This is a genomic window from Methylorubrum aminovorans, assembly GCF_022179725.1.
GTDB classification, from domain to species: domain Bacteria; phylum Pseudomonadota; class Alphaproteobacteria; order Rhizobiales; family Beijerinckiaceae; genus Methylobacterium; species Methylobacterium aminovorans.
Genome location: NZ_BPRC01000013.1, coordinates 60,614 through 83,030, shown reverse-complemented (window position 1 = coordinate 83,030; position 22,417 = coordinate 60,614). Strand labels below are relative to the sequence as shown.

The following is a 22,417-nucleotide window of genomic DNA, read 5'->3' as shown; positions in this document are numbered from 1 at the left end:
GCCGCGCGCGACCATCGCTACAACGCCGCGCCCTTCCGTCCCGTCAGCCAGGAGGCGGCCAGCACCACGAGGCCGACCATGGCGATCATGAGGGTCGAGGCGGCGTTGATCTCCGGATTCACCCCGAGCCGGACCTGGCTGTAGATCCGCATCGGCAGGGTGGTGGCGCCGGGCCCCGAGACGAAGCTCGCGATGACAAGGTCGTCGAGCGACAGGGTGAAGGCGAGCAGGAACCCGGCGGCGACGGACGGCGCGATCAGCGGCAGGGTGACACTGAGAAAGACGCGGGCCGGCCCGGCGCCGAGATCGGCGGCGGCCTCCTCCAGCGAGCGGTCGAGACCTTTCAGGCGTGCGCCGACCACCACCGCAACGAAGCCGGTGGCGAAGGTCGCGTGGGCGATGACCAGAGTCGCGATGCCTCGGTCGAGGCCGATGCCGACGAAGAGCAACAGCAGCGACAGGCCGGTGATGACTTCCGGCATCACCATTGGCGCGTAGAGGAGGCCCGTATAGGCGCCGCGCCCGAAGAAGCGCCCGTGCCGGTCGAGCGCCAGCGCGGCGCAGGTGCCGAGCACGCCGGCGATGCTGGCCGAGAGGACGGCGACCTTGAGCGAGACGAGCGCGGCGGCGATCAGCGGCCCGTCGCGGAACAGCACACCGTACCACTGGGTCGAGAACCCGCCCCAGACCGTGACGAGCTTCGACGCATTGAACGAGTAGACGATCAGGACGAGAATCGGCGCGTAGAGGAAGGTCAGCGCCAGGGCGAGCGCCGTGCGGGCGAAGAGGCTCATCGGCCGGCCCCCTCCGCCGCTTCCTCCCGGCGCAGCTCCGCCTCGCGGAACAGCACCACGGGCCCGACCACGAGGATCAGCAGCAGCACGGCCACGGCGGAAGCGAGCGGCCAGTCGCGGTTGGAGAAGAACTCGCTCCACAGCACGCGCCCGAGCATCAGCGTGTCCGAGCCGCCGAGCAGGTCGGGGATGATGAACTCGCCGACCATCGGGATGAAGCAGAGCAGCGCCCCGGCGGCGAGGCCGGGCAGGCTCAGCGGCAGCGTCACGGTGAAGAAGGCCCGTGCCCGCGATGCGCCGAGATCGGCCGCGGCCTCGGTCAGCGCTGGGTCGAGCCGGCTCATCACCGCGTAGAGCGGCAGCACCATGAAGGGCAGGTAGGCGTAAGCGAGGCCGATCAGCACGCCGAAGGGGCCGTCGAGGATCGGCAGCGGCGCGGCGATCAGGCCGAGCTTGAGCAGGCCCGCGTTGAGCAGCCCCTCGGGCTTGAGGATCGCGATCCAGGCGTAGACCCGGATGAGAAAGCTCGTCCAGAACGGCACGATGACGAGCGCCACCAGGACCGGCTGCCAGCGCGCCGAGGCGCGGGCCATGGCGTAGGCCGTCGGCGTGCCGATCAGAACGAGGATCGCGGTGGCGAGCGCGGCGTAGCCGAGCGAGGAGAGGGCGGCGTCGCGGTAGAGTGCGTCGGCCGCGATCATCCCGTAGTTCTGGAAGTCCAGCGCCTCGAAGAACTCGCGCCAGCCCTCCAGGCCGCCATCCCATTCGAGCACCGGCAGGTAGGGTGGCTGCGCGGTGGCCGGCGAGGAGAAGCTGATCTTCAGCGTCACCGCGAAGGGCACAAGGAAGAACAGGGCCAGCCACAGCAGCGGCAGGCCCCGAACGAGACCCCGGCCGATCTTACGCTGCAGGGACGCCGACCGATGGCCGGCCTCCCCGCGTTCGGCGGACGCCCGCCGCCCCGCATTTGCGGGGTCAACCGGCGATGCGCGGTCATCGCCGGTTGGTGGTTGTTGCGGCGACAGGCCGCTCATGCCGGCAGGATCCGCGCGGCGTCGGCGGGCACAGCGACGGCGACGGTCTCGCCGACGGCCGGAATCGGGCCGGCGGTCGGCAGGGCGGCGGAGGCGCGCAGGGTCGAGCCGTTGGCCATCTCGACCCGGTAGCGGATGCGGTCACCGAGGAACGTCGCCTCGGTCAACCTGCCGGGGAGCCCCTCCCCCTTGCCCTCTCCCTGCCCGCTCACGACCAGCCGCTCGGGACGGACCGCGATTACGACCGGGTTGCCCGCCTCGCCCTCGCCGCTCGCGCGCAGGAAGCCCAGGGCGGTCTCGACGCTACGCACGCCGCCCGGTTCCGCGCGCCCGAGGCGGCCATCGATCAGGTTCACGTCGCCGAGCAAGCCCGCGACGTAGCGGCTCGCCGGGCGCTCGTAGAGCTCGCGCGGCGGCCCCACCTGCACGAGGCGCCCGCGCTCCATCACGCCGATCCGGTCGGCGAGCGCCATCGCCTCCTCGGCGTCATGGGTGACGACGACGAAGCTCGTGCCGAGCCGCCGCTGGATCGCCCGCAATTCCCCTTGCGTCTCCTCGCGCAGCGCCCGGTCCAGCGCCCCGAGCGGCTCGTCGAGGAGCAGCAGGCGCGGCTCACGGGCCAACGCGCGGGCGAGCGCCACGCGCTGGCGCTGTCCGCCGGAAAGCTTGTCGGGGCGGCGCGCCTCGAACCCTTCGAGGCGCACGAGCCGGAGCAGCGCCTTCACCCGCTCGGCGCTCTCGGCCCGGCCGAGGCCCAGGCCCTTGAGGCCGTAGGCGAGGTTGGCCGCCACGCTCATATGCGGGAACAGCGCGTAGGACTGGAACATCATGTTGACTGGCCGCCGATGCGGCGGCAGCGCAGTCAGGTCGGTCTCGCCGAGCCGGATCGTGCCGGAATCGGGGGGCTCGAATCCGGCCACCATCCGCAGCAGGGTGCTCTTGCCGCAACCGGACGGGCCGAGCAGGCAGAAGAACTCACCGCCCGCGAGATCGAGGGAGACGGCATCGACGGCCATGTGCGCGCCGAAGCGCTTGGTGACTCGCTCCAGGCGGAGCCTCTGTTCCGGATGGGAGGTGCTGGCGTGCAAGATGGATCTTCGGACCGGCGTCCCGCGTGATCGCGGCGACTTGTCTGTTGCGGAAGGTGACTCGAAACAACGCTCCTGCGGGGACGCGTCACGCGTCCTCGCGCAGCGCCTCCTGCACCCGCGCCTCCAGCAGGTCGGGGCGGCGGATGACGAGGGCGCCGCGGGTTCGGTCGATCAGGCCTTCGCCCGCCATTACCGTGAACTCGCGGGTCACCTGCTCCCGGCGGCAGCCGATGCGGGCGGCGAGCACGTGGTGGTAGGGCGGCGGCGTCACCACCCGCTCGCCGTCCTGTCCCGCCCGCGGCACCGAGAGGCGCAGCAGTTCGGCGTAGAGTCGGTGGCGCAGGTCGAGCAGTGCGTGCTCCATCAGCCGGGTGTTCAGCTCGCGCACGCGCTTGGCGAGCAGGCGGAACAGCCGGTCGGCGATGGCTTCAGAGGCGAACACGATCTGGCGGAAGACCGGGGCGGGCACCACGCAGACCTCGCCGCGGGTGAGCGCCGTGACGTTGGCCGAGCGGCCGATGCCGTCCAGCGCCGCCAACTCGCCGAAGAAAGCGCCGGTGCGCATCTCGCCGAGAATGACCTCCTTGCCGGATTGGGACCGGTTGAGGATGCGCACTTCGCCCATGGCGAGGAAGTACACGTCGGTCGAGATGTCGTCGTAATCGACGAGCGTCTCGTTCTCGTCGAAGCGCCGCCAATGGCAGCGCGTCTCGAATGGGGAGAGATCGACACCCGGTTCCTTGAAGAACGGGATGCTCGCCAACCGGCCTGTCGCCACGCCTCTTGTACCTTAGTCTACGCGCGTAGACTGAATGGTGAGGCTCCCGCCGGGGCGGGTCAAGTCGCCGTTCGCCTCGACCGGACGATTGAGGTGGACGGCGCGGTGCCTCGTCCTCTTCCGTGGGCCGCACGGGGGGCAAAACCCGGTCCCGGAGCGCGCTCGGGGCGCGCCCGCTGATTCGGGCCCTCCACAGGCTGTAATGGCGCTAAAAGGCTAAACTGATAGGCACTTAGCCGAAGAACGAATAGCCAGACCCAATTGGCTTCCATGAAGTTGTCCGCCGTGCAACAGGTTTTTTGCACTGTGAGAAGTCATTTTCTGCGTGATTTCAGGAAGAATTAACCGTAACCTTTTGATGCGGATCTGAGGCAATCGCGGAGTTAACCGATGTTGGAAGGTTACCGTGACTTATTTCTGCAGGACGCTTTCAAGGTAGGACTGATTTCATCTTCAGAGAGCCGTAGTGATATTGGATGCCTCGTTTGGGACGAGACACCCGATGGCGTCGATGTCGAGGTCGGTGCAGATGTCATCGTTCCTGATTCCGTGCGCTTATCCATTGCCTGTCTGAAGATCGATTGTCGCTGCGCCGTGGTCGAGCGCGAAGGCTGCCGCCTTTATCTTGCATTCGTTCGCTGAGGCGGCGGCCCTGCCGACTTCCGGTCCGCTCGGCATTTGCAAGACCGCGCGATCCATAGGATGCGTGGCGCGACGATTCACGAGCGTGTGAGCCCCCGCACCCATCCGGTTCGGGAACGAGGCTAGCTTCGCCGCTCTCGAAGCGGACGGGCGGTCGATGGACGATGGACTTTTCCTGAGTGCGGTGCTGATCGCGCTGGCGCTCGCCCTGTCCGGTCCGGCGGCCCTGCTGCTGGCGCTCCGGCAGCGGCATCGGATCCAGGTTCTGGAGCGGCGCCTCGCTCTCGTGGAGGCGCGTCCGATCGCCGGCCCAACGCCGATCCCGGCCGTAGCGCCAACGCCGAGCAAAGCGCCCGCTGCGCCGCCGGAGCCGCGCGATGTCCGGCCGCCGGAGCCGTCGTCCGAACCCACGCCGCCGCGCAGCACCGTTCCGGCCGTGGCGCTGGGGCAGCCGGGAACTGCCCCCTCCCCTTCCCGCGCTCCTGATCGCTCCTCCGCGCCGTCCATCGAGGAGCGCTTCGGCACCCGCTGGACCGTCTGGGTCGGCGGCCTCGCCCTCGCCTTCGGCGCGGTTCTGCTGGTGCGCTACTCGGCCGAGCGCGGCCTGTTCGGGCCGGGCGTGCGGATCGTCGGCGGGTTCGCCCTCGCCTTCGGTCTCGTCGGGCTGGGCGAGGTCCTGAGACGGCGCCTGCGCGGCGCCGCGCCGATCCCCCCGACCTGGCCCGACGTGCCGGCCATGGTCACCGCCGCCGGCACGGTCGGCCTGTTCGGCGCGGTCTATGCGGCGCACGCGCTCTACGGCTTCGTCGGGCCGGGCCTCGCCTTCGCCGGGCTCGCGGCAACGGGCCTTGCCGCCATGTTCGCCGCCCTGCTGCACGGGCCAGCGCTCGCCGGGATCGGCCTCGTCGGGGCGCTGGCCACGCCGCTCCTCGTCGGCGGCGGGGGCACGAGCCTGTGGCCGCTTGCCCTCTACCTGCCGGTGGTGGCGGGCAGCGCCTACGCGTTCGCCTGGCTGAAGGGTTGGCGCGCGCTGGCGGTGGCGGCCGGCATCGGCGCGGCGGCCTGGGCCCTGTTCCTCACGCTCCTGCCCGGTCAGAGCGTGGCCGTGCACGCTCACCTCGTGCTGCAGCAGGCGCTGGCCGTACTGGTCTTCGCCGTCCTGCCGGGCCGCGGCGTGCCCGATGCGCAGGCACGGCTCGATCGCTTCGCCGCCCTCGCCCTCGCGCTCGCAGGCGGCGTGGCGCTGGCGGTGCTCGGCCTGACGGCTACCGACGGCGGTCCGGGCTGGGCCGGCGCGGCCCTGGCCGCGAGCGTGCTGCCTGCGCTCGCAGGCCTCGTGGCCGCGCCCGCCGCCGCCGGCAGCGTCGTTGCGGCCCTGACGCTCGCGGGCGCCCTCATGCTCTGGCCGCAGACGGCGTACCCGTCGGGCACCTCCTTTCTCCTCTGGTACGGAGCCGAGAATCCCGGCCTGCTGATCGCGCTGGCCGCGGCCGGATCGCTCACGATCGCCGCTCTCGGCGCGCTGCGGCTCCTGGGCGGCAGCCGCCTGCCCTACGCCACGGCGCTGACCTTCGCCGCCGGCGCGGCGGCGGCCCCGCTCGCCGCGCTCGCGATCGTCTATTGGCGGATCGCGGGTGGGACGGTGGCGCCGGGTTTCGCCGCCGCGGCGGGTGCCCTGGCCGCGGGGTTCTGCGGCCTTGCCGCCCTGTGCCGGCGCCAGGACGACCAGACCCCCTCCCCGGCCCTGGCGCTCGGGCTCGGCGCCTTCGCCGCAGCGGCGGTGGCGAGCCTGTGCCTCGGCCTCGTCTTCGCCCTGTCGGGCGGCTCGCTGACACCGGCCCTGGCCGGGGCGGCCCTCGCCACCGGCCTGATTGCCCGGCGCCTCGACATCCCGGCGCTGCGCTGGTGCGTGGCCGGGCTCGCCGCCCTCGTCGCTGCCCGGCTCGCCTGGGATCCGGCCCTCATCGGGGCGGATCTGTCGCGCACGCCGATCCTCAACGGGCTCGTGACCGCCTACGGCCTGCCGGCCCTGTGCTTCGGCCTCGCTGCCTGGGTGATCTGTCGGCCGGGGCGGCCGGCCGACATCCCGGAACAGGTGGCGCAGGCCCTGAGCCTGCTCCTCTCGGGTCTGTTCGTCTTCCTGGAGATCCGCCACGCGCTCCATGGCGGCGACCTCACCGCCCCCGGCACGAGCGTGCTGGAGCAGGGCCTGACGACGCTGACCGCCCTCGGTTTCTCCGGGGTGCTGACGCGGTTTTCCGGCCCCTCGCCCTCGCCGGTGATCCGCTTCGGCGGCCTCGCCTTCGCTTGTCTCGCCCTGCTGCAGGGCGCGCTCGGCCTCGGGCTCGCCGCCAACCCCCTCCTGACCGACGAGCCGGTCGCGGGCGGGCTCGTCCTGAACGACGCCGTGCTCGCCTACGCGCTTCCGGCGGCGGCTTCCTTCGCGCTGGCGCGGGTGGCGCAAGGCGTGCGGCCCGTGTGGTTCGTGCGGATGGCGGGCGGTCTCGGGTTGGCGCTCAGCTTCCTCGCCCTGTGCCTCGCCGTGCGGCACGGCTTCCAGGGCGAGCGGCTCGGGCTCGACCGCGCGACCGGGCAGGCCGAGTGGTACACCTACTCGGCAGCCTGGCTCGGCCTCGGCCTGATCGCCCTCGGCTACGGCATCCTGCGCGGCTCGGCCACCGCACGGCTGGCCTCCGCCGTGCTCGTGGGGCTGGCGACGCTGAAGGTATTCCTGCTCGACCTTTCGGGGCTGGAGGGGCCGCTGCGGGCCCTGTCCTTCCTCGGGCTCGGCGCCTGCCTGATCGCCATCGGCCTCGTCTACCAGCGCCTCGTCTTCGCCCCCGCTCCCCCGCTCGTGCCGCCGCCCGCCGCGCCGGAGACGTGAAACGGTCCCGTTCCGGCACGTCGCCCGTTTCCGGCATTGACCGTCGGCTAACCGGTCGCGGTCATTCTACGGGGGAGCCACGTTGCGTATCGGCTCGGTCGTGCGAACGACACCCCCCGCCGTCCCGGTTCGGACGGCGGGGACGCCGGCCCCGGCCGCGCCCCGGATCCGCCGAAGGCGGCAGGCAAGGCCTCGGATCCCCCGTCAGACCGGTTCGTTGATCGCCCCGGGTTCGTCGTCCTTTCGGCTTCGCCTCGCGATGACGGACGGAAGAGCGAGCGGCCGTCTTAGGGGCGTCCGGAACCGGCCCGCGCTCGGCCGCGGGTCAGCGTGCCTCACAAAACTCTCGATCACCGGCCGTTCTCGCTCTGGGGACGACAGCGCAGTGGGAGTTTTGTGAGAGCCGCTAAGCCGGCCGGTCACGCGGCGGGGCGTCGCGGATCGGAACAGGGTCGAGGGATGGCTTCTTGCTGGAGGAACCGTCGCCCCCGCGCGGCCGCGCCCGACGGGCTGCCGTGCCTGAGGGCACCCTGGACCCACCGCGAAGGATTCGCGCATGCCCCATCGTTCGACCCGTCTCCGCATCCCGGCCGTCCTGCTCGCCGCTGTGACCGGCCTTACCCTGCCGGCCGTCGCACAGGCGCAGGGGAAACCGCTGCCGCCGCCGGACAGCGACGCGATGCCGCCGGTCGAACTGACCGTCGAGATGCGCGATGGACATCCCGTCTGCCAGCCGGCGGAACTGCGTCTGCCGGCCGATACGAACGTGGCGCTCAACGTGGTGAGCCGGGCCGATCAGCCGGTGACGATCACCATGCCGGGCCAGTTCGAGAACGGCCGCGTGCTCCACGCCGACGGCGACCTCGTCCACGTGGCGAGCGAGAAGGGCTACACGGTCAAGCGGGACGGGCGCGGGCAGTTGCGGCTTCGCACGGTCTCGGCCGGCGAGCAGACCTTCGCCTGCACCGGCGCCAACAGCCGGAGCAACCCGTTCGAGGGCAAGGTCATCCTGACCCCGCCCTCAGGCTGAGGCCCCTTCCCGTCCGATTGCATCGAGCCGGTGGCGCGCCGCCGGCAAGAGCCCCGGCGACTTCGGCTGGCGATCAGGCTTGGCAGGCCCCATCCCCCATCCTGTAAAGGAGGGGACGATTCCGTGCCCCACCGTTTCGGCCGGGCACGGGTTCGGACCAGAGGATGCGGGACAGAGGGCGCATGGCGAAGCCGGGGGACGAAGACGAGCAGGCCATCGACCGCCTGACCCTGTACATGCTGAAGGAGACCTATTGCGCGGCCGCGGGCGCCCTGATGCGGATGAACCCGCAGGCCGCCGACGCGCTGTTCCAGGCTTTCGAGCGGCAGATCGCCGATGCGCTCCAGCGCATGCACGCCCACCGTTCGGAAGGGCCGGACTCGACCGCCATCGCCATGGCGGTCGGCGACCGGATCGCCGACATCCTCGATCAGGCCCACCGCCGCCAGTTCGAGCCGGCGACCGCGCCGGGACCCGAGGACCGCAGCCTCAAGGCCGTGCGGGAATCGGGCCTCTCCGCCGAGGCGGTCGAGATCCTGGCTGACCTTCAACGCCGCTTCCCCGCGCCGTGAACCGTCGCCGCAAGGACCGTGAGGAGAGCGGCGACGGGGCGAGAACGGAGCGGACGCCTACTCCGCCGGCACCACCCGCGGGGTCAAGGGCGCCGGCTCGTTCTCGAACGGGCGCTCGGGGTGCATGGTGAAGGCGAGGCCCGCGCCGAGCAGAAGCAGCCCGATCGAGCCGGCGAACGGCAGGATCCAGTTGCCGGTCAGATCCACGATCAGGCCGAAGGTGAGCGGCGAGACGATTGCGGCAAAGGCCGAGCCGAAATTCATCAGCCCGCTCGCCGTGCCGGCATATTGGGGCGCAATGTCCATCGGCACCGACCAGATCGGCCCGATCACCAGTTCAAGGAAGAAGAAGCCGCCGCTGAGCAGCAGCGCCACCAGGGTCAGTTCCTTGGTGAAGAACACACCCGCGAGGCAGGCGGCGGCGCCGAGCATGCCGAGGCAGATCACGTTGCGGCGCGCCTTCTGCAGATCGCCGGTCTTCTTCAGGATACGGTCGGAGACGACGCCGCCGAGCGTGTCTCCGACGACGCCCGCGAAGAACACGCCCGAGGCGAACAGGGCCGAGTTCTTGATGTCGAGGCCGTAGCCGTCCTTGAAGAACGAGGGCAGCCAGTTGAGGTAGAGCCACAGCGACCAGCCGTAGCAGAAGTAGGTCAGCGTCACGGGCGCCATGCGCGGGATCAGCCGGCGCCACGGCACCGGCGGTTTGGCGGCGGGCTTGGCGGTCCGGTCATGGATCGCGAGCCGCTCCAGATCCTCGTTCGTGATGGCCTTATGCTCGCGCGGGTCGTCCCGATAGTAGAACACCCAGACCAGCACCCAGGCGAAGCTCACGATGCCGAGCACGACGAAGGCGCCGCGCCAGCCCACATAGGCCATCATCAGGACGACGAGCGGTGGCGTGATCGCGTTGCCGAAACGGGCGAACGAGTGGGTGATGCCCTGCGCGAAGCCGCGCTGGTCCTTGGCGACCCAGGACTGCATCGCCCGCGTCGCGGTGGGGAAGGTAGCGCCCTCGCCGAAGCCCAGCGCGAAGCGGGCGAGGAACAGCGAGACCACGCCGCCGACAAATCCGGTCGCCACCGTCGCCGCCGCCCAGATCAGGCCGCAGATGAACAGCGTGCGCCGCGCCCCCCACTTGTCGGCCATGGCGCCGCCGATGATCTGGAACACCGCGTAGGGGTAGGCGAAGGCCGAGAAGACGAGGCCGAGTTCGGTGTTGGTGAGGCCGAGTTCACCCTTGATCGCCGGGCCGGCGGTGCCGACGTTGACCCGATCGACATAGGTGATGAAGTACATCAGGCAGAGCAGGAACAGCACCATGCCCGGCGCCGTCACGCGGCGTGGGATCGTGATCATCGGGAATCTCCTCCGATTTTTTTATGGGCAAACGCGCCCCGAGCCCGCGTCTGGCGCGCGGCTCCCCGAGGCGCGGAGGCGATCGACGGAATCAGCCGTCGAGGCCGGAGCGCAGGCGCGCCATTGCGGCGAGCACGCCGCCGCTCTTGTGGGGCACGCCGGCTGCCGCGAGTCCCATCTCGACGCCGGACAGGGCGCCCATCAGGGTCAGGTCGTTGGTCTCGCCGAGATGGCCGATGCGGAAGATCTTGTCGGCGAGCTTCGATAGCCCGGCGCCGAGCGACATGTCGAACTTTTCGAGCACCAGGGCGCGGAAGGCGTCCGCGCCCTTGCCGTCGGGCATCATCACCGCGGTGAGCACCGGCGAGTACTCGTCCGGGTTCTGGCACAGCACTTCGAGGCCCCAGGCCTCGACTGCGGCGCGGGTCGCGGCGGCGAGCCGTTGGTGGCGGGCGAAGACGTTGTCGAGGCCTTCCTCCAGCATCATCGCGACCGCCTCGCGCAGTCCGTAGAGTAGGTTGGTGGCGGGCGTGTAGGGGAAGTAGCCGTTGGCGTTGGGCTTCAGCATCTCTTCCCAGTCCCAGTAGGAGCGGGGGAGGTTGTTGGATTGTCCGGCCGCCCGCGCCTTGTCCGAGATCGCGGTGAAGCCGAGGCCCGGCGGCAGCATCAGCCCTTTCTGCGAGCCGCTGACGGTGACATCGACGCCCCACTCGTCGTGGCGGTAATCGACCGAGCCGAGCGAGGAGATGGTGTCGACCAAGAGCAGCGCCGGGTGCCCGGCGGCGTCGATCGCCCTGCGGATCGCCGGAATGCGACTCGTCACGCCGGTGGAGGTCTCGTTGTGGACCACCATCACCGCCTTGAAGGTGTGGCCGCGGTCCTCCACGAGCTTGGCCTCGACCAGGGCCGGATCGACGCCGTGGCGCCAGTCACCGGGCACGAACTCGACCTCGATGCCCCAGCGCGCCGCCATCTGCCGCCACAGGGTGGCGAAGTGGCCGGTCTCGAACATCAGCACCCGGTCGCCCGACGAGAGCGTGTTGACGATCGTGGCCTCCCAGGCTCCCGTGCCGGAGCCCGGATAGATCACCACCGGCCCCCGGGTGCGGAAGATGGTGCGGCAGCCCTCCAGCACCTCGCGGCCGAGCGCGCCGAATTCCGGCCCGCGATGGTCGATCACCTGCCGGTCCATGGCGCGCAGCACGCGCTCCGGCACCGGGCTCGGCCCCGGAATATGCAGGAAGTGTCGTCCGGTGCGGCTCGTCATGGTTCCTCCCGTCGGGCCGGATGCCGGGCGCTTCAGGTCGCGCCCGATCGTTTCATCCGCTCCAATTTGCATTCATTTTAGGCTGAGACAAGAAGTATCATGCCTTCAATCCTCCCATCGACGTCGGCCGAGCCCGCTGCTACGAATTCGCCATGACTTCCGCCACGACATTCGCCGCAGCCGAATCGGAGGGGGCGGACGGCCCGATCTCCCTCCCCGCCGCGCTTTCGGTCGCGGCGCCCGCCAAGCTGTCCGCGAGGCCTCGGGAAAACCTCGTGCATTCCCTCCACGACGAGGTGCTGGCGCGGCTGCGCGACTTCATCGTCGAGGGCAATCTCGATCCCGGCGCGCGGGTGCCCGAGCGGCTGCTCTGCGATCGCTTCGGCATCTCCCGAACGCCTTTGCGGGAGGCCTTGAAGGTGCTCGCCTCGGAAGGGCTGATCGATCTCCTGCCGAATCGCGGCGCGCGCGTGCGCCGGATCGGCGAGCGCGAGATCGTCGAGCTGTTCGATGTGATGGGCGGCCTGGAGGCTTTGGCCGGCCGGCTCGCCTGCGAGCGCATCACGGACGAGGCCTATGCCGAGATCGAGCGGCTCCACCACGAGATGTATGGCTGTTACCTGCGGCGCGACCTGCACGGCTACTTCGCCTGCAACCAGGCGATCCACGACCGCATCGTGCAGGCCGCCGACAACGCGCCCCTGAGTGCCACCTACACGAGCTTCGCGGGGCGGCTGCGGCGGGCGCGCTACTCTGCCAATCTCGACGCCAACCGCGACCGCTGGGGCGAGGCGATGCGCGAGCACGAGGAGATCCTCGACGCCCTGCGCCGGCGCGCCGGAGCGGAGCTCAGCGACATCCTGTTCCGCCACCTGCGCAACAAGCGGAAGGCTGCCGCCGACCGCGAGGCCGCGGCGCCCGTCCCCAGCGAAATCGCGGCCGGCGAGAGCGCCTGACAGGTGATTTTCCAGCATTTTTGAATGCATTTTGCGCGACTTAATGGTCCTGTATGCCTCGTTTTGCCGCCAATTTGAGCCTGCTGTTCACGGAGGTGCCGCTGCTCGACCGGTTCGCGGCGGCCCGCGCGGCCGGGTTCGCAGCGGTGGAGATGCAGTTTCCCTATGCCGAGACGAAGGAGGTCTTGGCCGCGCGTCGCGCCGAGGCCGACCTGCCGCTCGTTCTGCACAACCTGCCCGCCGGTGACTGGGCCGCAGGTGAGCGCGGAATCGCCATCTTTCCTGAGCGGAGCGCGGAGTTTCGCGAAGGCGTCGCACGGGCAATCGACTACGCCGGGGCGCTCGGCTGCCGGCAGATCAACTGCCTTGCCGGCCTCGCGCCGCCGGATGCCGAGCGAGCGCGCCTGCGCGCGACGCTCGTCGAAAACCTCGCCTATGCCGCCGACGCGCTCGGACGGGCCGGCATCCGCCTGCTGGTCGAGCCGATCAACGACCGCGACATGCCGGGCTTCTTCCTCAACCGGCTCGCCGACGCCGCGGCGGTGATCGAGGCGGCGGAGTCTCAAAACCTCTTCATCCAAGCCGACCTCTACCACATGGCGCGGATGGGCGAGGATCTGGTGGACAGTCTCACCGCCCACCGCGCCCGGATCGCCCATGTCCAGATCGCCGACGCCCCCGGCCGCCACGAGCCGGGCACCGGCGGCATCGACTTTGCCGCCGCCTTCGCGACCCTCGACCGGCTCGGCTACGACGGCTTCATCGGCTGCGAATACCTGCCGACCGCCAACACCGAAGCCGGTCTCGGCTGGATGCGGTCCTACCCCTGAGTGTCCGGGATCCCAAAAGGATCATCCCTTTGGCGGGGTATCGGGGCAGCGCCCCGATATCTTTCCAGGGCTCTGCCCTGGACCCGCGAAAGGACTCGTCCTTTCGAAACCTGGGTTCAGAAGATCGGCATGCCGCCCGCGACGGTGATGAGCGCGCCGGAAGTGTAGCTGCTCTCCTCGGCCGCCAGCATGACGTAGGCCGAGGCGAGTTCCGCCGGCTGGCCGGGGCGGTTGAACGGCACTTGGCTGCCGAAGGTCTTCACCGCATCCTCGCTCATCCCAGCGGGGATGAACGGGGTCCAGATCGGGCCGGGCAGCACGCCGTTCAAGCGGATGCCGGTCTCGGCGAGGAGCTGGGCGAGGCCGAGCACCATGTTGCTGAGCGCGCCCTTGGTGGCGCTGTAGGCGAACAGCGTCGGCACCGGGTGCTTGGAATTGACCGAGGAGGTGAAGATCACCGAGGCGCCGGGCTTGAGATGCGCCAGCGCCGCCTTGGTGGCGTAGAACGGGCCGAAAATGTTGGTCTGGAAGTGCTGTTCGAAGATCGCGTCGTCGATGTCGGCAACATTCTGGTTCGGCTGCTGGAAGGCAGCGTTGTTCACCAGGATGTCGAGCCGGCCGAATTCCTTGGCGGTGCGCTCGACGATCTCGCGAGCGTAGGCAGCGTCCTTGATGTCGCCGGGCAGCAGCAGGGCGCGCCGGCCCGCCCGCTCGATCCAGGCTCCGACCGTCTCCGCATCCTTCTGCTCCTCGGGCAGGTAGGAGATCGCCACATCCGCACCCTCGCGGGCATAGGCGATGGCCACCGCCCGGCCGATGCCGCTGTCGCCGCCCGTCACCAGGGCGGCCTTGCCGGTGAGTTTGCCCGAACCCTTGTAGCTCTCCTCGCCGTGATCGGGCTCCGGAGCCATCTTGCCCGTTCGGCCTGGGAAGCTCTGGGGTTGCGTGTCGAAGGGTGGGCGCGGGTACTTGGTCAGCGGATCGGTCATCACGGCTCCTGTTCGGGGATTGCCGCGACAACCGGATGCGGGGGCCACCGTTCCGTGGCGGCGACCCTGGGCCGCGGTCAGCCCGCCAGCACGAGGGCCGTGTCGAGCACGCGGGCGACGTGGATCGCATCGCGGCCGAGACCGTCATGGATCTGGTGGCGGCAAGAGGTGCCGTCCGCCACCACGAGGTCGTCGGCGCCTGCCTTGCGCAGCGCCGGGAACAGCGACAGCTCGGCCATGGCGAAGGAGACGTCGATCGTGTCCTTCCCATAGCCGAAGGCGCCGGCCATGCCGCAACAGCTCGACTCGATGACGCGGACATCGAGCCCCGGCACCGCGCGCAGCACCGTCTCGACGGCACCCATCGCCCCGAAAGACTTCTGGTGGCAGTGGCCGTGCAGATGGGCGACCCGGCCGTTCTGGTCGGCGAGCGGCAGGGTGATGCGGCCGGCGGCGAGGTCGGCGGCGAGCAGTTCCTCGAACAGGAAGGCTTTGCCTGCCAGCTCGCTGGCCTCCTCCCGCGGCAGCAATGACAGAAACTCGTCGCGGAAGGTCAGGAGGCAGGAGGGCTCCAGGCCGATGACGCGGGCGCCGGCCCGCACGAAGGGCAGCAGCGTGTCGAGCGTGCGGCGCGCCTCCGCGCGCGCCCGGTCGGTCTGGCCGGAGGCGAGGTAGGTGCGGCCGCAGCAGAGCGGGCGACGGCCTTGATGGGCGACCACGCGGTGCAGCCGGTAACCGGCGGCCCGCAGCACCCGCTCGGCGGCCTCCAGATTCTCGCGCTCGAAGGCGCGGTTGAAGGTGTCGCCGAAAAGGATCAGGTCGCGATGATCGCCCGCCACGTCCTCCAGATGGGCGACCTCACCGGTCTCCCGCCAGGGCCGGCGCCATTCGGGCAGCGAGCGGCGGGCGGAAAAGCCGGCCCAGGTCTCACCGAAGCGGGCCAGCGCCGGATAGCGGTTACGCAGGTTCAAGAGCGGCGCCAGCGCCGCCGCCACGCCGGCATAGCGCGGCATCTCGGCCACCAGCCGCTCCTTGAGCGGCAGGCCGTGCCGGGCGTGGTAATGGTGCAGGAACTCGACCTTCATTTTGGCCATGTCGACGCCGGTCGGGCATTCCCGGCGGCAGGCCTTGCACGAGACGCACAGGTCCATCGTGCGCTTCATCTCAGGGCTGAGGAACGCGTCCGGCCCGAGCTGTCCTGAGATCGCGAGGCGCAGGGAGTTGGCCCGTCCGCGGGTGAGGTGCTGCTCGTCGCGGGTGGCGCGGTAGGAGGGGCACATCGCGCCCCCGGCGAGCTTCCGGCAGGTCCCGTTGTTGTTGCACATCTCGACCGCCGGGCCGAAGCCGCCCCAATCCGACCAGTCCAGCGCGGTCTCTCGCGGGGCGGTCACCGCGTAGTCAGTGCCGAAGCGCATCAGCGTGCGGTCGTCCATCTTGAGCGGGCGGACGATCTTGTTCGGGTTCAGGCGGTTGTCGGGGTCGAAGCCGTCCTTCACCGTCTCGAAGGCGCGTGTGAGCTTGGCGCCGAACAACGGCTCGACGAACTCGGAGCGCGAGATGCCGTCGCCGTGCTCGCCCGAACAGGAGCCCTTGTGGCGGCGCACCAGCTCCGCCGTCTCCTCGGCGATGGCGCGCATCTTTTTCACGTCGCCGCCCTGCTTCATGTCGAGGATCGGGCGTACGTGCAGGCAGCCGACGGAGGCGTGGGCGTACCACGTGCCGCGGGTGCCGTGCCGCGTGAACACCTCGGTGACGGCGTCGGTGTAGTCGGCGAGATGATCGAGGGGGACGGCGCAATCCTCGATGAAGGAGACGGGTTTCGCGTCTCCCTTCATCGACATCATGATGTTGAGGCAGGCCTCGCGCACCTCCCACACCGCCTTCTGGCGGTTCGGCTCGACCACCTCGACCACGGCGTCGGGAAAGCCGTGATCGGCCATGCACTGGTCGAGGCGCTTCAGGTCGCGCTTCAGGGCAGCGAGATCGTCGCCGGCGAACTCGGCGAGCAGCAGACAGTTCGGCTGCCCCCGGGTGATGTCGGCCAGCGTGGTGCGGAACAGCGGGATGTCGGCGCCGAGCACGAGCACGTTGTTGTCGACGAGCTCGACCGCCACGGGGTCGAGGGCGACGATGTGCTGCGTCGTCTCCATCGCCGCGCGGAACGAGGGGAAATGGCACACGCCCATGGCGCGATGGGCCGGCAGGCGCGAGAGCTTGAGCGTGACCGAGGTGGTGGCAGCGAGCGTCCCCTCCGAGCCGACGAGGAGATGGGCGAGGTTCGGGCGCGGCTCGATCAGGGAATCGAGGTTGTAGCCGCCGACCCGCCGCTGAACCCGCGGGTACATCTTCTCGATCTCGTCGCGGTGCGCGTCGGCGAGGGCGAGCATCCGGCGCGCCAGATCGTCGGCGCGGGCGCCGCCGGTGACCGCGCTCGTCGCGTTGCCGGTGAGCCCGAAGCCGAAGGCGGCGCCGTCGTGGAACAGCGCCTCCAGGGCCAGCACGTTGTCGCTCATCTTGCCGTAGCGCAGCGAGCGGGCGCCGCAGGAATTGTTGCCGGCCATGCCGCCGATGGTGCAGCGGGTCGCGGTCGAGGGCTCGACGGGGAAGAACCAGCCGTCCGCCTTCAGCCGGGCGTTGAGGCGCTCCAGCACGTGGCCGGGCTCGACCGTGACGGTGCCGCCTTCCGCGTCGTAGGCCAGCACGCCGTTGAAGTGACGCGAGCAATCGACCACGAGGCCGGACCCGATCGGCTGGCCGTTCTGGGAGGTGCCGCCGCCGCGCATGATGACGGGCAGGTCGAACTGGGCCGCCACCTTCAGGGTCGCGGCGATGTCGGCGGCGCTCTTGGGGAAGACGACGCCCGCCGGCATGATCTGGTAGATCGAGGCGTCGGTGGCGTAGCGGCCGCGGGTGAAGGCGTCGAAGCGGGCCTCGCCCTGCAAGACTTCCGCGAGCTTGCGCGGCAACCCGGCCGCGTTGCGAGCCTTCGCCCGCGCGCTCGGCGCCTGCACCTCGGAAGCGGCCTCGGCCGGTTTCGCGCTCGCGCCCAAGTTGAACCTCCCCTCGCCTCGCCCTGGATGACCCTGAGACGTTTTTGAATTCATAATTCTCGGGCGGGGTCGGGTCAAACGCGACGAGGTCGCGGGGCCTAAGGCAAGGCGGCCGCCGATGGGATCGGCGGCCGCTTCTCTCGCGCGGACATGTCGGGAGCCGTCTACAGGGCGATCCGCTGCGGGATCGCTTCCGATGCACCGTGCCGGTCCGCCAGGACGGGCTCCGGCAGCACGATGGGACGCTCGGATGAGGCGCTCGGGGGCCGGACCTCGAATCCACGGCGCAGCAGGATCGGGTGCGCATCCGGCGCCGGCACCACGGGGGCCGGCCGCATGGCGGCAGGCCGTAGGCTGCGCTCCATGAAGCTCTTCACCAGCGGCACGATGTCCTGGCGGAAGCGCGAGCCGTTGAAGATGCCGTAATGCCCGGCGCCCGGCTGCATGTGGTAGGACTTGGCCGCCTCGGGCAGGTTCACCGTGAGGTCGAGTGCGGCCCTGGTCTGGCCAAGCCCGGTGATGTCGTCCTTCTCGCCCTCCACCGCCATTAGGTGGCAGCGGCGGATCGCGCCGAGATCTACCGGCTCGCCGTGATGGCGCAGGGTGCCGCGGGGCAGGTCGTGACGGATGAAGACCCGCTCGATCGTCTCGAGGTAGAACTCGGCGGTCAGGTCCATCACTGCGAGATATTCGTCGTAGAAGGCCCGGTGGCGGGCGGCGGAATCGCCGTCGCCGCGCACGAGATGGTCGAACATCGCGTGGTGGGCATCGGCGTGCCGCTCCAGGTTCATCCCCATGAAGCCGGCAAGCTGCAGGAAGCCCGGATAGACGGCGCGGCCCATGCCGGGATAGCCCGGCGGCACGGTGTGGATGCAGTGCCGCTCGAACCACGCGAAACCCTTTTCCTGGGCCAGTGCGTTGACGGCGGTGGGCGAGCGGCTGGTATCGACGGGCCCGCCCATCAGCACGGCCGAACGGGGCACGAGCGGATGATCCTCCGCCTCCATCCGGGCGATGGCGGCCAGCACCGGCACGGAGGGCTGGCACACGGCCGCGACGTGGAGATCCGGTCCGAGCTCCGTGAACAGGGCGATGCAGGTATCGATGTAGTCATCGAGACCAAACCGGCCGGCGCTCGCCGGCACCTGACGGGCATCGATCCAGTCGGTGATGAAGACCTGATGGCTGTCGAGGAAGACCTCGACAGTGCCGCGCAGCAGCGTGGCGTAGTGGCCCGACATCGGCGAGACGATCAAAAGCTTCGGCTTGGCCTCCAGCTCCGCGGACGGCTCGCCGAAGGCGATGACGCGGCAGAACGGGCGCTCCCAGACGATCCGCTCCGGCACGCCGAGCCCGAAGGCGGGCTTGGCGTAGACGCGGGTGGCGCGCTCGAACATCTCGCAGCCGGCAGCGACGGAGCGGCTCTGAGGGGCGTAGAAGAAGGGATTGAAGGGATTCTCGCAGGCCAACCGGGTGGCTTCCGCCGCCAGGCGCATCGGTGCGAGCATGAGATGGCCAGCCTCGTAAAGAGGGTACAGCATGCGAGCGCTTCCCTGGAGCAGCTCGCTTGATCCAAGCTGTCCTTTTCTTCCGTTGGTGGAGAGTGCAACTCGCCGACCTGAGAAAAGGTTTCGTTTCTACAAGATCCCCCCTGTTGACGACTCTGCCCGAGCTTGAGAATCGGAAAGAAAAGAGGGGAGTACGGCCACTTTCCTCGACCGCCATCAATTGCCTGGGATGGCCATGCCCATGACATGGCCCGGCGCGGGCGCTCAGGCGGCACTGCTAGCCATGCGGGACGATCCGTCCTGGCCAGCGATCCGCATGTTGGCGGATCGCCTTATCGGACCCGATTCGGTCGATCCCTTCGGGAGGGCGGACATGGACCTTGCTCGAGACCCGCGCGGTCTCGCCCGACGATGCGGCCTCAGGGGTTGGCCTGCGTCACGAACTTCGTCACGAGATAGGCCTCGATCGCCTCCGAGCCGCCCTCGCTGCCGTAGCCGGAATCCTTGACGCCGCCGAATGGCGTCTCGGGGAGCGCGATGCCGTGATGGTTGATCGAAATCATGCCGGCTTCGATCCTCTCGGCCACTCGGTTGGCCCGGGCGGCCGAGCGGGTATAGGCATAGGCTGCAAGCCCGTAGGGCAGGCGGTTGGCCTCAGCGAAGGCCTCCTCGTCCCCCGAGAAACGCCGGATCGCCGCGAGAGGCCCGAACGGCTCCTCGTTCATGATCCGGGCGTCAAGCGGCACGTCGGCGAAGACGGTGGGCTCGAAGAAGTGGCCGCGATTTCCGATGCGGCTGCCGCCCGTGAGAAGCCGCGCGCCCTTGGCCTCGGCGTCAGAGACGAAGGCCTCCATTGCCTCGACCCGGCGGCCGTGGACGAGAGGGCCCATCTGCGTGTCGGGGTCGAGTCCGTCGCCGACCTTGAGCGCTTTCGAGGCCGCGACGAATCCGTCGACGAAGCGGTCGTACACCCGCTCCTGCACAAGGAAGCGGGTCGGGGCGACGCAGACTTGGCCCGCATTGCGGTACTTGTTGGCGGACAGCACCCGCACGGCGGTGTCGATATCGGCGTCGTCGAACACGATCGCCGGGGCGTGGCCGCCGAGTTCCATCGTCGCCCGCTTCATGTGCTGGCCGGCCAGAGCCGCGAGATGCTTGCCGACCGTGGTCGAGCCGGTGAAGGTGATCTTGCGGATCGCCGGATGCGGGATGAGGGCGCCGGAGATCTCGGCCGGATCGCCGTAGACGAGGGCGAGCGCCTCGCCGGGCACGCCCGCATCGAGGAAGGCGCGCACCAGTTCGGCGCAGGAGGCCGGGGTGTCCTCGGGACCCTTGAGAATGACCGGGCAGCCGGTGCAGAGCGCCGCCGAAAGCTTTCGCACGGCCTGATTGATCGGGAAGTTCCACGGCGTGAAGGCCGCCACCGGCCCGACCGGTTCACGGGTGACGATCTGAAGCACGCCTTCGGCCCGCGCAGGGATGACCCGGCCGTAGGCTCGCCGGCCCTCTTCCGCGAACCACTCGATGATGTCGGCGGCGATACCCGTCTCGACGCGCGCCTCGGCGAGCGGCTTGCCCTGCTCAAGCGTCATGGTGCGAGCGATCGCCTCAGCGCGCTCACGCATCAGGGCGGCGGCGCGGCGCAGAACCTTGGACCGATCGAAGGCGGAGACCCGCCGCCAAGCGGCGAAGCCGCGCTCGACCGCCTCCAGCGCCTCGTCGAGATCGGCTTGGCTGGCGACCGCGACCCGGCCGATCGGCTCGCCGGTGGCCGGGTTGAGGATGGAGAGGGTCTCGCCGCCGCTGCCGGAGCGCCAGCGGCCGGCGATGTGAAGCGAAACGTCGAGGTCCATGAGCCATCTCCGCGGGAAGGGACGGCCTTCATATAGAGGGCGTCCCGTCCGAAAGGGACGCCCGCGCGGCAATGCGCAGGGACGAACCGGCACCGGGGTGGCGGACGATCCCGAATCGAGACGGTCCAGGGCGGGATCGGAGGGAGCCTTCCTCCCGACCCGATCCCCCGTCTCCGGCGGCGCCGGCCCGGCGGGCTCCGCATGTCCCTGGATGGGACGATCGGGCCGGCCGAGCCCTTGCATGGATGCGCGAGCGACCTCGGCGTGTCTCAGGGCCATCCGGCATCCGAGGGCGCGCGCTCAACGCGAGGGGCCGATTGCGGCTGACCTTGCCCCCTGGTCTGCCCTCATTCTGAAGCTAGGGTCCGTCGAGCAGGAGACGGACGATGAAGAAGAGCCGGTTCAACGAAGAGCAGATGATCGGCATCCTGAAGGAGCAGCAGGCTGGGCTGCCGGTCGCTGAGATCTGTCGCCGTCATGGCATCAGCGACGCGACGTTCTACACGTGGCGCTCACGCTATAGCGGCATGGAGATCTCAGACGCGCGCCGCCTGAAGGCACTCGACGAGGAGAACCGCAAGCTCAAGAGGCTCCTGGCCGAGGCGATGCTCGACGTCGCCACGCTGCGCGAGGCGTTGAGAAAAAACTTCTGACGCCCGGCGCACGGAGAACAGCCGTGCGTTGGGCTATCGAGGAGAAGGGCTACTCGCAGCGTCGTGCCTGAGGGCTGATCGGCCTGGAGCCGAAGACGTACCGCTATGCCTCGACCCGCAGCGATGACGCGGCCGTGCGGGTACGCCTGCGCAGCCTGGCCGGCGAGCGCCGCCGGTTCGGCTACCAGCGCCTGCTCATTCTGCTGCGGCGGGAGGGTCTCACGCTCAATCACAAGAAGCTTTTTCGCCTCTATCGGGAGGAGCGGCTGTCGGTGCGCAAGCGCGGCGGTCGCAAGCGAGCACTGGGCACGCGGGCTCCGGCCGCCGTACCCCAGGAGCCGAACCAGCGCTGGAGCCTCGACTTCATCTCGGACACGCTCGACGACGGACGCCGCTTCCGCATCCTCGTCGTGGTCGATGACTGCACGCGGGAGTGCCTGGCGCTGGTGGTTGACACCTCGCTGTCTGGACAGCGGGTCACGCGCGAACTCGACCGGATCATCGCGGGCCGGGGCAAGCCGCTGATGATCGTCTCGGACAACGGCACCGAGCTGACCTCGCACGCCATCCTGCGCTGGCAGGAGGAGCGTGCGGTCGAGTGGCACTACATCGCCCCCGGCAAACCGCAGCAGAACGGTTTTGTCGAGAGCTTGAACGGGCGCTTGCGCGACGAGTGCCTGAACGAGCATCTCTTCCGGAGCCTGCCGGCGGCCCGGACCCTCATCGAGGCGTGGCGGGTCGACTACAACACCTGCCGCCTTCACACGAGCCTTGGCGGGCGCACCCCGAACGCATTTGCAACCCGGTCCAAACAGGACCAGAACCAGAACGGACTCTGGTTATGAACGGGGGCAAACAGACGGCAAGGTCACCCAGTACCTCGTGCGCTCCCGCGAACTGATCGAGCAGACGCAGGTCAACGTGAACAACATCCGCGTGATCGGCGCGGCGATCCCGCCGGAGAAGCCGACGAACCTGAGCAAGGTCATCGTCCTCGCCCTCGGTACGCTGGTCGGTCTCGCGCTGGGCATCCTCGCGGCGGTCGCCCTCGGCGTCCTGCGCGGCGAGGCGGCGACCGCCGCACGGTCTCCGACCGGATCGGGCGAGGCGGCGCGTGCCTGATACCT

At 69.8% G+C, this 22,417-nt stretch carries 17 protein-coding genes and 1 pseudogene; 8 read left to right on the top strand and 10 right to left on the bottom strand.

Going from position 1 to position 22,417, the window contains the following annotated elements; translation table 11 throughout:
• Window positions 1-17: 17 nt before the first annotated feature.
• The 4 genes from MFF24_RS17775 to MFF24_RS17760 form a co-directional block, all read right to left on the bottom strand.
• Complete coding sequence (locus MFF24_RS17775; protein WP_133089097.1) at window positions 18-794, bottom strand: ABC transporter permease subunit; 777 nt, start codon at window positions 792-794, stop codon at window positions 18-20.
• The gene (locus tag MFF24_RS17770) at window positions 791-1,828 is read right to left on the bottom strand and encodes an ABC transporter permease (RefSeq protein WP_238226048.1); all 1,038 of its coding nucleotides are present in this window, start codon (window positions 1,826-1,828) and stop codon (window positions 791-793) included. The genes MFF24_RS17775 and MFF24_RS17770 overlap by 4 nt, the downstream gene beginning before the upstream one ends.
• Window positions 1,825-2,916 (bottom strand): ABC transporter ATP-binding protein, encoded by a 1,092-nt coding sequence (locus MFF24_RS17765; protein WP_238226046.1) that lies wholly within the window; start codon window positions 2,914-2,916, stop codon window positions 1,825-1,827. Before MFF24_RS17765 ends, MFF24_RS17770 begins: the two co-directional genes overlap by 4 nt.
• An 88-nt stretch (window positions 2,917-3,004) precedes the next feature.
• Complete coding sequence (locus MFF24_RS17760) at window positions 3,005-3,697, bottom strand: Crp/Fnr family transcriptional regulator (RefSeq protein WP_012456405.1); 693 nt, start codon at window positions 3,695-3,697, stop codon at window positions 3,005-3,007.
• Window positions 3,698-4,087: 390 nt separating this feature from the next.
• Between MFF24_RS17760 and MFF24_RS17755 the strand changes: the two genes are divergently transcribed.
• The 4 genes from MFF24_RS17755 to MFF24_RS17740 all read left to right on the top strand — a co-directional run bounded on the left by MFF24_RS17755 (window position 4,088) and on the right by MFF24_RS17740 (window position 8,825).
• Window positions 4,088-4,339 (top strand): hypothetical protein, encoded by a 252-nt coding sequence (locus MFF24_RS17755; RefSeq protein ID WP_162940619.1) that lies wholly within the window; start codon window positions 4,088-4,090, stop codon window positions 4,337-4,339.
• 157 nt (window positions 4,340-4,496) lie between these two features.
• Complete coding sequence (locus MFF24_RS17750) at window positions 4,497-7,223, top strand: DUF2339 domain-containing protein (protein ID WP_238226043.1); 2,727 nt, start codon at window positions 4,497-4,499, stop codon at window positions 7,221-7,223.
• 556 nt (window positions 7,224-7,779) lie between these two features.
• Entirely contained in the window at window positions 7,780-8,253 is a 474-nt protein-coding gene (locus MFF24_RS17745) for an alanine and proline-rich secreted protein Apa (protein WP_238226041.1), read from the top strand.
• 182 nt (window positions 8,254-8,435) lie between these two features.
• Window positions 8,436-8,825 (top strand): hypothetical protein, encoded by a 390-nt coding sequence (locus tag MFF24_RS17740; RefSeq protein ID WP_238226039.1) that lies wholly within the window; start codon window positions 8,436-8,438, stop codon window positions 8,823-8,825.
• A 57-nt stretch (window positions 8,826-8,882) separates the two neighbouring features.
• Here MFF24_RS17740 and MFF24_RS17735 read toward each other — a convergent pair whose 3' ends face one another.
• Both MFF24_RS17735 and MFF24_RS17730 read right to left on the bottom strand, forming a co-directional pair.
• Window positions 8,883-10,184, bottom strand: a complete 1,302-nt coding sequence (locus MFF24_RS17735) for an MFS transporter (RefSeq protein ID WP_108941900.1) — start codon at window positions 10,182-10,184, stop codon at window positions 8,883-8,885.
• A 91-nt stretch (window positions 10,185-10,275) separates the two neighbouring features.
• The gene (locus MFF24_RS17730; RefSeq protein ID WP_238226037.1) at window positions 10,276-11,451 is read right to left on the bottom strand and encodes a pyridoxal-phosphate-dependent aminotransferase family protein; all 1,176 of its coding nucleotides are present in this window, start codon (window positions 11,449-11,451) and stop codon (window positions 10,276-10,278) included.
• Between the two features lie 152 nt (window positions 11,452-11,603).
• Here MFF24_RS17730 and MFF24_RS17725 point away from each other — a divergent pair, with 152 nt between their 5' ends.
• Both MFF24_RS17725 and hyi read left to right on the top strand, forming a co-directional pair.
• Window positions 11,604-12,407: a GntR family transcriptional regulator gene (locus tag MFF24_RS17725; RefSeq protein ID WP_133089091.1), complete on the top strand. Its 804-nt coding sequence runs from the start codon at window positions 11,604-11,606 to the stop codon at window positions 12,405-12,407.
• A gap of 53 nt (window positions 12,408-12,460) precedes the next feature.
• Window positions 12,461-13,237, top strand: coding sequence for a hydroxypyruvate isomerase (hyi, locus tag MFF24_RS17720; RefSeq protein WP_238226035.1), 777 nt, complete (start codon window positions 12,461-12,463; stop codon window positions 13,235-13,237).
• Window positions 13,238-13,353: 116 nt separating this feature from the next.
• Here the strand turns inward: hyi and MFF24_RS17715 are convergent, their stop codons facing one another.
• The 4 genes from MFF24_RS17715 to MFF24_RS17700 form a co-directional block, all read right to left on the bottom strand.
• The gene (locus tag MFF24_RS17715; RefSeq protein WP_238226033.1) at window positions 13,354-14,226 is read right to left on the bottom strand and encodes an SDR family oxidoreductase; all 873 of its coding nucleotides are present in this window, start codon (window positions 14,224-14,226) and stop codon (window positions 13,354-13,356) included.
• A gap of 77 nt (window positions 14,227-14,303) precedes the next feature.
• Window positions 14,304-17,276 carry an FAD-binding and (Fe-S)-binding domain-containing protein gene (locus MFF24_RS17710; RefSeq protein ID WP_238226031.1) on the bottom strand — a complete coding sequence of 991 codons (2,973 nt, stop codon included), beginning with the start codon at window positions 17,274-17,276 and terminating at the stop codon, window positions 14,304-14,306.
• A gap of 164 nt (window positions 17,277-17,440) precedes the next feature.
• Entirely contained in the window at window positions 17,441-18,817 is a 1,377-nt protein-coding gene (locus MFF24_RS17705) for a polyhydroxyalkanoate depolymerase (RefSeq protein ID WP_238226029.1), read from the bottom strand.
• Window positions 18,818-19,203: 386 nt separating this feature from the next.
• Window positions 19,204-20,637 carry an NAD-dependent succinate-semialdehyde dehydrogenase gene (locus MFF24_RS17700; protein ID WP_238226027.1) on the bottom strand — a complete coding sequence of 478 codons (1,434 nt, stop codon included), beginning with the start codon at window positions 20,635-20,637 and terminating at the stop codon, window positions 19,204-19,206.
• Window positions 20,638-21,023: 386 nt separating this feature from the next.
• On the opposite strand from MFF24_RS17700, the pseudogene MFF24_RS17695 reads away from it, so the two are divergent.
• Both MFF24_RS17695 and MFF24_RS17690 read left to right on the top strand, forming a co-directional pair.
• A pseudogene (locus tag MFF24_RS17695) lies at window positions 21,024-22,135 on the top strand (IS3 family transposase).
• A 37-nt stretch (window positions 22,136-22,172) separates the two neighbouring features.
• The gene (locus tag MFF24_RS17690) at window positions 22,173-22,412 is read left to right on the top strand and encodes a GNVR domain-containing protein (RefSeq protein ID WP_238226025.1); all 240 of its coding nucleotides are present in this window, start codon (window positions 22,173-22,175) and stop codon (window positions 22,410-22,412) included.
• Window positions 22,413-22,417 lie beyond the last annotated feature (5 nt).